The sequence below is a fragment of the Neobacillus sp. Fa239 genome, assembly GCF_055395235.1.
In genome coordinates, this window is record NZ_AP041611.1 from 3066137 (window position 1) to 3077688 (window position 11552).

General features: G+C 35.1%; 11 protein-coding genes and 1 tRNA gene. All 12 read right to left on the minus strand.

The annotated features are described in order from the left end of the window. Positions 1-4: 4 nt before the first annotated feature. On the minus strand, positions 5-322 hold the full coding sequence (locus tag ACZ5XR_RS14855; RefSeq protein WP_464497058.1) for a PTS fructose transporter subunit IIB: 318 nt from the start codon (positions 320-322) through the stop codon (positions 5-7). Positions 323-334: 12 nt separating this feature from the next. Further along, the gene (locus ACZ5XR_RS14860) at positions 335-808 is read right to left on the minus strand and encodes a PTS sugar transporter subunit IIA (protein ID WP_464502330.1); all 474 of its coding nucleotides are present in this window, start codon (positions 806-808) and stop codon (positions 335-337) included. Continuing rightward, complete coding sequence (locus ACZ5XR_RS14865) at positions 804-2345, minus strand: BglG family transcription antiterminator (RefSeq protein ID WP_464497059.1); 1542 nt, start codon at positions 2343-2345, stop codon at positions 804-806. Before ACZ5XR_RS14865 ends, ACZ5XR_RS14860 begins: the two co-directional genes overlap by 5 nt. Positions 2346-2638: 293 nt before the next feature. Further along, a complete protein-coding gene (locus ACZ5XR_RS14870) occupies positions 2639-3817 on the minus strand; it encodes an ADP-dependent glucokinase/phosphofructokinase (protein ID WP_464497060.1) in 1179 nt (392 codons plus the stop codon). Further along, positions 3814-4638, minus strand: a complete 825-nt coding sequence (locus ACZ5XR_RS14875; RefSeq protein WP_464497061.1) for a carbohydrate ABC transporter permease — start codon at positions 4636-4638, stop codon at positions 3814-3816. Before ACZ5XR_RS14875 ends, ACZ5XR_RS14870 begins: the two co-directional genes overlap by 4 nt. A gap of 1 nt (position 4639) precedes the next feature. Next, entirely contained in the window at positions 4640-5608 is a 969-nt protein-coding gene (locus ACZ5XR_RS14880) for a carbohydrate ABC transporter permease (protein ID WP_464497062.1), read from the minus strand. 61 nt (positions 5609-5669) lie between these two features. Beyond that, positions 5670-6962, minus strand: a complete 1293-nt coding sequence (locus ACZ5XR_RS14885) for an ABC transporter substrate-binding protein (protein WP_464497064.1) — start codon at positions 6960-6962, stop codon at positions 5670-5672. A gap of 225 nt (positions 6963-7187) precedes the next feature. Then, positions 7188-7709, minus strand: coding sequence for a D-lyxose/D-mannose family sugar isomerase (locus ACZ5XR_RS14890; RefSeq protein WP_464502331.1), 522 nt, complete (start codon positions 7707-7709; stop codon positions 7188-7190). A 147-nt stretch (positions 7710-7856) separates the two neighbouring features. Continuing rightward, complete coding sequence (locus ACZ5XR_RS14895) at positions 7857-8771, minus strand: ketose-bisphosphate aldolase (RefSeq protein ID WP_464497065.1); 915 nt, start codon at positions 8769-8771, stop codon at positions 7857-7859. A 501-nt stretch (positions 8772-9272) separates the two neighbouring features. Continuing rightward, positions 9273-9365: transfer RNA gene (locus ACZ5XR_RS14900), tRNA-Sec, on the minus strand. A gap of 634 nt (positions 9366-9999) precedes the next feature. Beyond that, the gene (locus ACZ5XR_RS14905) at positions 10000-10269 is read right to left on the minus strand and encodes an HU family DNA-binding protein (RefSeq protein ID WP_464497066.1); all 270 of its coding nucleotides are present in this window, start codon (positions 10267-10269) and stop codon (positions 10000-10002) included. A 79-nt stretch (positions 10270-10348) separates the two neighbouring features. Then, positions 10349-10990, minus strand: coding sequence for a PAQR family membrane homeostasis protein TrhA (gene trhA, locus ACZ5XR_RS14910; RefSeq protein ID WP_464497067.1), 642 nt, complete (start codon positions 10988-10990; stop codon positions 10349-10351). Positions 10991-11552: the final 562 nt, after the last annotated feature.

The window sequence follows — 11552 nt, forward strand, 5'->3', positions numbered from 1 at the left end:
TCCTCTACTTGTTATCATTTAGCTCCATTTCAATTTTCTTAAATAACTGTTTCGGTGCTTTAATGGCAATATTGGTTGGGATTTCCACAATTCTTTTTCCTTTAAATCTATCCATACCGCTTACCTTAATATCTGCAGCAATAATAACTAAATCTGCTTCGTCAATTTCTTGCTTCTTTAGTTTATTATCTATTCCAACTGTTCCTTGTGTTTCAATACGCACGGTATGTCCTAGTTCTCGCCCTGCCCTGATTAACTTTTCTTTTGCAATATAAGTATGGGCAATACCTGACGTACAAGCTGCAATTCCAACAATATTCATAATAAATTCCTCCTAATCATTATTTTTTGACAATAGATCAATAACTTCTTGTCTCGTTTTGACCGTTTGAAAGCTCTGAAGGATTTCATCATCCGCTAATAAAGTGGCTACCTTTTGCAGTAATCTAATATGCACCGTAGTTGAATCAGAAGTTTTCACAGCAAATAAGAAAATAAATTCAATCGGATTACCATCCATGGATTCCCATTCCACAGGTTGTTTCGTTCGACCAAAGGCCAAAGAAGTTTTGGTAACGCTTTCTGATTTTCCGTGTGGAATGGCTATTCCTTTTTCAAGCCCTGTCACCCCTTCATCCTCACGGTACAGGACGTCCTTAATAAAGCGTTCTTCATTATCAATACAATGATGCATATATAATAAATGCGTTAATTCCTTAATTACTCCCAATTTGGTAGTGGACTGCAAGTTTAAATCAATTAAATCCACAGTAATTATTTTGTTAATGTCTAATTCCTTCAATTTAATATCCATTGTCAAATCTCACTTTCAAAATCGTTTCTGTTTTTTGTTTCTTATAGAACTCACCAATAAACCTATCAATTTTCTGCTTATCTTCATCATTTAAAATGGGACTAACTAAAATCGTTGGTTTATCAATTAAGCTATGGGTCTTCACAGTTGATATTATAAGTTCAATATCATCATAATCACTTTTTTTGATTCGATGCTGAGCAACAATTCTTTTTATTTCAATGTTTGGGTACATTTTTTTGATTTTTTCGCTCAATAAATGGGAAGTTCCTATTCCGCTTGTGCACTCAATTAAAATAGGAATCTTATTTGAAAGTCGATCTTCAATTGAAATTTGGAAGTACAAGGTGATATATCCAATTTCTTCATCAGTTAAACTTTTTACAAATTCCCACTTATTATTTACCTCATAGATACATTGTTTAACCATGTTAAAAGTATCACGAAAATTAGTTTGTATAGATTCTAAAATAGGATTCACCATATAAATATCGTGGTCCAAGCGGTAAACCATAGAGTATAGATGTATTGTTAATTGATCCTTTAATAATTCTTCTTCTTCTAGATTATACCCGATTTTTTCAGATACTTTCTTTACCAAATGATTTGAGAGTAATTTCACTTTCTTGTTCAAAATATCTTCTGTAACATGATCTAGCAGAAATCTAGAATTTAGCTTATAAGCGTTTAAAATATAGTACAGCTTATTAAATTCATAATCTTCCAATCTAACTGAGTAAAATAACTCCACTTTTCTTACCAAATCAAATGTAATTAGATATGTATTAGATTCCTTATCCCAGGATTCAAATGACTCTTCTCTATAATTATTTTGAGAATAATTAATGTGTTTCTCAATAATCGAAAGAAGGCTGCAAAATAAAGTTAAATAGAAGGGCTGGTCTAAAAGGATTTCATGTTCTTCCTGTATTTCATGAAGAAACTTTTTGATTTCATATTGCCTTTTATAATTATTTCTTACTTCTTCAATAAATTTTGGGATATGATATTGGCTAAATGAATCGCCTGATTGTTTCAGAAAACTTTCTATGATAACTGACATTAACCTATTTATTGAAAGCTGATGTCCATCAATAAACGTCCCATCATTAAATCTTAATAATCTTAGTTTATATGGTCTTATTTTTTCCTCAATAAATTTGAAATCGTTAATGATAGAACTTTGGCTTACAAAATATCTTTCTGATAACTTCTGGATAGAAGTCTTCTTAGGAGCAATAGCTAGAAGAAACAGTAATAAATTCAGACGCCTTTCTTTAGGACTGCTAATAATTGACTCTTCTTCATTTCCAAAGTCCTCATTTTGTATAAGTAAGTATCCTAAGTTTTCTTTCTTTGTGAGTGTGTAGTGTTTCAAATTATAAGTTATTGTTTGCATATCCCGATAAATCGTCTTCGTGGAAACAGACAATTGGGCAGATAAATCTGAAGCCGTAACATAATCACTGTTTTCTAGCAATATTTTAAGAATTTTGTTTTGGCGCTCGCTCAAGTCATTAGTCATTGGCATTCTACCAATCACCTCTTTTCTATATATACTAATAATATCGATATGAAAGTGTATAAACAATTACAATTTTCAATTTATTTCCTTGTCCTTATTAAAGGGGGGCCCATCCTGGTAGCTACCCCCTGTTTTAAAAGTCTTCTAATGGTAACCTATCAATTGCTTCTTGTTATGGATCAATTTCAAAAGCTTTTCCTAATTCACTCTCATCTAAAATGGAACAGGCCAAACAATGAAGTAGCGTCGGGAAAAGCCTGATTTTCAACGCTATCCCATTTTCCTGATCTTACACCAAATTACTTGGATGAAATTTTTCCCAACTGAAGAAATTCTACTGGTGCTTCTACTAATAATCCAGCTGTAAAGGTATCACCTAATCCGATAGCACTTGAGGTTTCTCCATTATAGGCTGGGACAATGGTTATATCCTTCCGCTCCTTAGTTAATTCACGAAGCTTTTCACCCCTTGGATGAAAACTAGAATTAGAAGATAATTGATGAATCATCTCCTGATTACAAACTTCCCCCTTTACTGCACGGGCAAATGCAAATTTATTACCATTTTCGAGCGAATTATTCCAAAAAGTTGTATCATATTGGTTCGATTGGATTAATGAAAATTGCTTTGTATGCAGAATGAAATGAGCCACACCAAAATTTTGACAAGCCCCCTCCATAAATTTCAATAAATCACTATCTTTACAACTCAATAGAGATTCCTCTAATCCCATTAATTCTTGAAATTCATCTTCATTTAGCCCTAAACTATCCACATATCTTCCAAGTTTGTGAATAATTTTCCACTGTTCATCAAGAGACCAGATTGAGGCTAGTTCGAGGTGGACTTTTGGTTTTTCTCTCCCTAAGGATTCAAGAATTTTAATAGAATCCCTTAAAAAAAGGTCAATTTCTTCACTTCGATCAAAAGCATTAAATCCTGATATCAGAAGCCATCCAACCCGATTCCTGCTAATTTCTTCAACAAACCTTGTTGCAATCATATCGGAAGAGAATTCATCACTTTTTCGAAAAATAATTCGATTGGTTGAATAACCTACATCATATTCTAAAATATAATGTTTTGGAACCTCACCCTCCTTATCTGAAAGAAGGACCAGCCCTACATGTTTTGAAACAACAGTTTCTAGCTCCTCAGATAGTATCGGAATATTGACTAAGGCATGATATCCCGCACAACTTGCAGCACAACCAGCTTGCAGGCCTGTTCCACCTATAGCTTTTTTCCACTTTAGCATTTTTTCCAAGCGTTTTAGAATGTCAAGATTTGCAACGATATACTCAGCCCCGCTGCCTTTTTGGACATTTAAGTCTACGGCTGTGCAAAATTCTTCCCAAGTATGTATGACAGACTTTGGCGCACCTCCTGTATTCTTCTTTATCTCTTGATAAAACTCCTGATTCAGTCTTGACATTAAGTCAATATTGGCTGTAAATCCACATGCAATGGTTGTCATCCTTTGATTGCTCCTCCCATGATTCCTTTTGTAAGTCTCTTCTCAAAAATCAAAACAAGCAATATTAAAGGAAGTGTAACAAGGATGGAGGTAGCAGCTGTATCTCCCCAAGGAACAAAAAACATTTGCGGCATCATTGCAATTCCTACTGGGATGGTTTGAGCACTAATACTATTTGTAAATGTAATGGCAAATAAAAATTCATTCCAAGATGAAATAAACACTAATAATCCTGCAGTAACCAGCCCGGGTGCCATTAAAGGCAGACATACCTGCCAATATGTACGGAAGTACCCACAACCATCCATATAGGCAGCTTCTTCTATTTCAGTAGGTATATTTCGAAAGAATCCGAATAGTAACAAAACACTTAATGGAAGACCAAATAACATATATGACAAAATTAATCCCATATAGGTGTTATATAATCCTAATTGTTTTATCAGATTATAAAGAGGCGTAATTACGGAAATTTGCGGAAACATTGAGGTCGAGAGAAACAATAATAATATAATCCCTTTACCTTTTACCGGAAGTCTAGCTAGAGAGTAGGCAGCCAAACTTCCAAGAAACAAACAAAGTAAAGTCACACAAATGGCAATGACAGTGCTATTCAAAATATAACGATAAAATTGAGTATTTTGAAAAATATTTTGATAATGTATCCAGGTTACTTTACTTGGCAAAATTGGAGGTAATGATGATAAATCCCTATCTAACTTTAGTGAAGTAAGAATTTGCCATATAAAAGGAGCAATTTGAAGCATGACAATAAGTAAGGCAAATATATAAACAGGAGATCTTTTGATTGCCCTTATCATTTTATTTTCCTCCTTGAATTTTTTCTGAAGATTTATTCATCGCAATCAAAAGCACCAGTGCTAAAATTAGTACAGAAACGGCCATCAAGGTTGACATTGCAGCTCCATTGCTTACTGAACCGGCTGAGAAGGTAGTCTTATAAGCATAAGAAGAAAGAACTTCCGTTGAATTAGCTGGCCCCCCTCCGGTTAATACATATATTAGGTCAAAGACACGGAATGCATCCAATGCCCTTAACAATATCGCAATCATAATAGAAGGAATTGATAGTGGAAAGGTAATATACAAGAATTGCTTCCATTTATTTGCCCCATCAATGTTTGCTGCTTCATATAGGCTTGACGGAATCCCCTGTAAGCCGGCAAGTATAATTAATGCCATAAATGGCGTTGTTTTCCAAACATCTGAAAAAATTGCCGCAAACATGGCGGTTTTAGTTTGCCCAAGCCAATTGATATTTGTTTGAACAATTCCCAATTTCACTAGCAGAAAATTCAAAATCCCATAATCTGCATTAAAAATCCACTCCCACATCTGTGCCGATATTACTGTGGGAATTGCCCAAGGAATTAAGACACATGCTCTTACCCAACCTCTTCCGATGAACTTCTTATTAAGCACTAAAGCAATGAAGAGACCTACGAGTGTCTCCGCCAAAACAGAAATGACTGTAAACTCCCACGTATTTTTATAAGCAACTCTAAACCAGATATCACTTAATAGATTTTTGTAATTTGCCAATCCAATAAAGTTCGCCCCAGGCTTTGTTAAGGAGACATCAAAAAAGCTTAGATAAATAGTTTTAATCAAGGGATATAACCCGACTATTCCTAGAATTAATAGAGATGGTAATAAAAATAAATAACCGATAATCATGGGTTTATGGTGTAATTTCTTTACATTCGTTTGCTTAGCTAGAAAAAGGTTCGCATCATTGCTACTAATGATTTGCTCCTCTACTTTTTCCAAACTTGTTCACCTCTTATATGTGGAGACACAAACGATACATTGTTTGTGCCTCCAGTTAAATTTATTGTTTAGTAATCTGTTTCACTTGGGTATCTATCTGTTTAGTCGCATCTTGAGGTGAAATACTACCGGAAAGCACACCAGAAATATTTGATTGAAGAACAAGTGATAGTTTTGGATAATCTGGACTGACAGGACGCGCTATAGTCCCCTGGAATACTTGATCCAAACTTGTTAAGAATGGATCTTTCTTTTGAAGATCAGTATTTTTTAGTACACTAGGTCTTGTCGGACTGAAGCCAAGCTGTTCGGCAAAGTATAGCTGGCTTTCTTCACTTGATAAAAACTGTGCAAATTTAGTTGCTGCTGCTTTGTTTTTGGACTGTTTTGAAACCATGAATTGATAGCCGCCCATTGTAGAAGAGCTACTTTTACCATCAAATGAAGGAAGCGGAGCAACTCCTACCTTACCGGCAACTTTTGATTGGCTTGGGTCTTGTGCAACATTCCAAACATATGACCAATTTCGAAGAAAAATAGCATTTCCATCCGTAAAGACAGTTCGGCTCGGTTCTTCGTCAAAAGTTAATACAGAAGTTGGTGAGACTTTCTCAGCTGTTAGACTCTTCATAAAATTTAAAGTCTTCTCAAATTGTGGAGTATTTACATTTGAGTTTCCATTTTTATCTAAAATAGATCCGCCTGCACTTCCCAAAAATTCAACAAAGTCACATACAAGGACTTCTGCCTGTTTGCCCTGCCAAACAAAATCTTGAAGTTGAGGGTTGTTTTCTTTGCTTTTGATTTCTGCTGCTTCTTTTTTTAACTCATCCCATGTTTTTGGCACAGGGAGATTGTATTTGTCTAATAAATCTTTTCGGAAATAGAGCATCCCACCATCTACATACCATGGCATAGCTGCTAAATGTCCGTTATAAGTAAGCGCTTTAATTACACCTGAATAATATTCGTTTTTATTTACATAATTGTCCATCGGTTCTGTCCATCCCGCTGCTGCGAATTCAGGAACCCAAACGACATCACCTGTAAATACATCGATATTACTTTGTCCTGATTGGAAAGATGTAACAAGATATTGGTGTATTTCCGTACTTTTTGCTGGTGCCGGCATCTGTGTTAAATTAACTTTAATATTAGGGTTCTGTGCCTCAAACTTTTTAATCAAGGGTGTCCATGAATCAACACCAAATGTCTTAATAGCAGCAAAATTTATTGTTGTTACATTACTACTACTCTTACTATCTTTCGTGCTACTAGTGGATGATTGATTGGATGAACATGCAGTTAGCATCACCATCATACATACTATGAAAAGAATGTAATACTTTTTCATATTTCCCCCTCCATCAAAATTAAAATAAGTTTTCATTACTCCATTGAATACGCTTTCATATCGTTGAAATGTTCTTCTCATTACTTTTATTACCAAAGTAATATACTGATTTATAGCTTCAAGTTATACCCATCCTTTTTATAAAGAGGAGAAATGAACCATCTTATCAATGGAAGAATTAAAGAGTAGTTCTCCCTCCTCTTTAGCAAAACCTTACTTGTTTTGTTAACGAACAATTCTAGGGTCTGTAAAGATATCTGATGCATCATCACTGTTCGAAGAAAACTCTGAAACAATCGCTCCTTCTTCACCGGCCTGAAACCAATGCTTTGTATTTTCAGGTATGGTGTATTGTTCGCCTTCACGCAGAATCACTTCATGAAAAGCAGTATAATAGTTTTGATCCTTTGCCGGAGGAGAAACTTGGGGATTTCTTTTGGCTTCTCCTTCAACGTATAAATAAACAGTCCCTTTCCGGCAGCGGAACGTTTCCAGCTTCCCCTGACTTCCGTCATCCCGAGGTGGATGCCGATGCTCCGGACATGTTTGATGAGGGAACAGGACCAATTCCTTTGAACAATATCGTTCATTATTTACGTAGGTGAACAGTTGTAAGCCAATGGTTTCCAAATCATTTAGACCAAAATCTGCGATTTCAACCATTTTCTTTTCTGCTTCTCTCAAAACTATACCGGCATCTGAAAGTATGTTTGCAACGATAGACTGATAATTTTTCAATTGAGGCATAGGCATATAAAGTAATTCCTTTCCTTTACAATTGATTATTAACATTTTTGCTTATTGATGGATTTCTATAGGTGTGTTTTTTTTAGAGGTAACTTAACATATTGTAAGTAGGTCGTGTGATGATAAAAAGGAATATTAGAAGTTTAATTAATATAAACTGTTTGCAGTGACTTTCTCTGTTTGTTTACTAGTAGTTGTTTGTTTATATAAACTTGCTTTTCCTACCGAATTAAAAAGGTTCATTTTATTGTTTATCACTTTTCGAGCTTCCTCAATACAATCAGGATAAATGACATTTGGATCCCAATATTCGGTAGTACTTAGAATTTCACGGGCTTTATTAAAATAGGCATATTTCATATCACTTGATATGTTTATTTTACAAACGCCCAACTTTACCGATTGAGTAATTTCACTATCCGGGTTTGAAGAGCCGCCATGTAGAACTAATGGTATGTTGACAAGCTCATTGATCTCCTTCAGAATGTCCATTTGCAACTGCGGTTTTATATTTTTTGGATAAATTCCGTGAGCTGTACCAATTGCCACCGCCAATGTATCAACACCTGTTCGTTCAACAAAATCCTTTGCTTCATCAGGGTTGGTATATGTAACCTTTGTCACTCCTCCTTCGACCGAGTTTCCAGTACTCCCAATCGTTCCTAACTCGCCTTCTATCGAAATGCCTACTGCATGGGCTATTTCAGCTGCCTTCTTCGTCACTGCTACATTTTCTTCATAAGGGAGCAACGAACCGTCAATCATTACTGAAGTAAAACCGCAGCGGATGGCCCTTAGAATTTCCTCAATTGAGCCACCATGATCCAAATGAATCACAAAAGGTACAGGACTCTCATATACACGATGCTTTACATAAGAGAAAAATTCGTCAGTTAAGAACTCCAATTCTGAAGGATGGATTGCAATAATTGCGGGAGAATTAGCATTTTCTGCCTCTTCGACCACTGCCCGTAAAAATGAACTATCAGCAACATTAAATGCTCCTACCGCAAAATCATTTTTCTTCGCAACAGTCAGTAATTCTTTCATAGTCAGTAACATGAGAATACGCTCCTTTTTAATTAAAATAAAAATGTTAATTCTATGGAGTATACGCTTTCCTAATAGTCAAAGAATAATAGTCATATTGTTTATAATTCCCGATAAATTGTTTTCGTGAAAGGGTATTCAGAAGCCATAACATAAACTCTATTATTTAGAATATTTTAAGAATCTTGTTTTGGCGCCCATTCCGGTCATTTTTCGATATCAGTGTTTTTGGCATTTTTACTATTCACCTCTTTTCTATAACTTAATAATAGCGACATGAAAACGCCTACACCATTACAATTTTCATTTAATTTCCATGTCCTTATTAAAGGGGGCCACAAATAAAGTATTCCCTTCTATGTTGTCGAGTTAGGATTCCATGGTCAGTACTATACTGCTATTTGTTTTATAAGTCTTTGTTGTATCGATATGCAGTAACATTATTCCTACAATGTAAAAAGACCAAGCATTTGCTTGGCCATTTTGTATAAGTAATCCTTTACGTTATTAATTTGGCGGGACTGCCAAGGAATCGAATCTACCAGAGACGACACGCGCCTCTCAAGCAGTTTTGAAAACTGGACGTACCTTTACGATTTTATTCCCTTTTGCTAGAACAGTTTAATCCCTTTCAAACTCGAATTCGAATTAGTACTATTAAGAAAGTGTCACCTGAATAGCCAATTCCCTTGTCGGTGCGATTGCAATCGCCTGAACATATTTTTTGTTCGTATCCACTTTCACGGCGTGTTGGATTTTTACAAGCTAATTAGGAAGGTTAAGGAATGCTCCCTCGGGTGTACGGGAAATTGAGGTATCCTGATTTTGTAAGGTTCCCTTTATCAAATGACATTTGCTTGGTTCGATAAAAGGTAAATAAAAAAGAGCCAACTTTTCATCATCCTATTTCAAATTAGGTAATCTCATAATAGTATGCTACACTGAGTTTACCATTTGATTTATCGTTACATGTACCCTGCTCATTCGTGAGTGGGGTTTTTACTTTAAAAAATAAATAACAGACTCTTAATAAAGGGTCTGTTATTTATTCGATCTTCTTATCATTAAGCTTTGTGAACGTTTGAAGCTTGTGGTCCACGTTGACCTTTCTCTACGTCAAAAGTATAGATGAAAGTTTATTCAGTATATTATTTAATACAAAGCCATCCAAGAAGGGATGTTTAAGGAGATGCTGATTTTCGAACACATGGCACATCCTAAATTGGGATAACCCTTAAACCTATATTTGCTGTATTAATGACTTACTTGCCCGGAAAACAGGAACTTTGCCGGCTTGAATGATTAATTCTTCCCCCGTTTTTGGGTCAATACGAGTTCGAGCTTCACGTTGACAGACTTCAAATTTACCAAACCCTAAAAGTGCAAAAGAATCTCCGCTAACAAGTGATTGTGTAATTATATCGAATACAGCCTCTACAGCTGATTCTGCATCTTTCCTAGATAGATCTGACTTCGTTGATACTGCATTTATTAATTTTGTTTTGTTCAAAAATTACCCCTCCAATTTGTCAAAAACTTGCTTTCCTGACAAAAGTATTAAATGCTTAAAATAAAGAGCAATACACCCCTTACTTAATCAAGAACCAATATATTGAAAAAAAGTGAGACGCAGATCCGGCAATCACAAAAACGTGCCATATAGCATGGTGATATTTAAAACCTCTCCAAACATAAAAAATGGATCCTAACGTATAAAATACACCACCTACTACTAAAAGGATTATTCCATTTATGTTTACAGCCTGTGTAATTTGATCCCAGACTCCTACAATTAGCCATCCCATGATTACATATAGCAAGGTGGAAGTTAACAAATACTTCTTTACAAAAAAGCACTTAAAAACTGTACCAATTACCGCTATTCCCCAAATAACCCCAAATAATGTCCATCCTTCCCATCCTTTTACGACAATGAGCAAATATGGCGTATACGTTCCTGCTATAAAAAAGTATATAGCTGAATGATCAAGAATCTCAAAAATATCTTTTGCTTTACCAGGTGGGAGTGCATGGACAAATGTAGAACAAATATATAGAAGTAGCATGGTTGTTCCAAAAGTCGTAAAACTAATTACTTGCCATATGTTTCCGTGAATAGATGAAAAGGTAATTAAAAGTACCAATGCCCCAATACTCAACAAGGCTGCTATCCCATGGGTGATGGAATTAGCGATTTCTTCTCCCTTAGAAAATACATGAGTGTTTGCCAAATGCTCAGTCCTCCCAACAAAATCAAGCTTTTGACGATTTTAAGATCATAAGCAAACACCTCCACCTGTTGTTTAAAATCGTTTTGAAAAATCAACCATAGGATTAACCAGAAGTTTTTCCATTATAAATTAACCATTATATGCCTAAAACAATGAAAGCCCTGCCTCTCTTTCATCCTTACGGCTCCTTGACCTTGCCAGTGTGAATCAGGATTGTAAACTCAAAAAATTACTTTAATAAACTCATTCGAAAAATATCGATTTGTGCGGAGAAAATAAGAAACAATCGATTATGAGGAGATAAAGAGGTGCATTAAAAATATGAGTTGAAAGAACCGGATAATGATGGAAAAACTTAAGAAAATAATCATTCAATATTCTTTACCTTTTTAAGGATACCACACTCTGTCTTATTTATCAAAATAATTATAATATCATTAGTCTTTGTTTTATGTCAATGATTTTTTCCCAATATGCTTCACTCACCTTTTTTGATTAACATAAGTTGCACAAAAATCTCTGAATTTTTGAATAAACATAACCTTCAACACTGACTGATTTC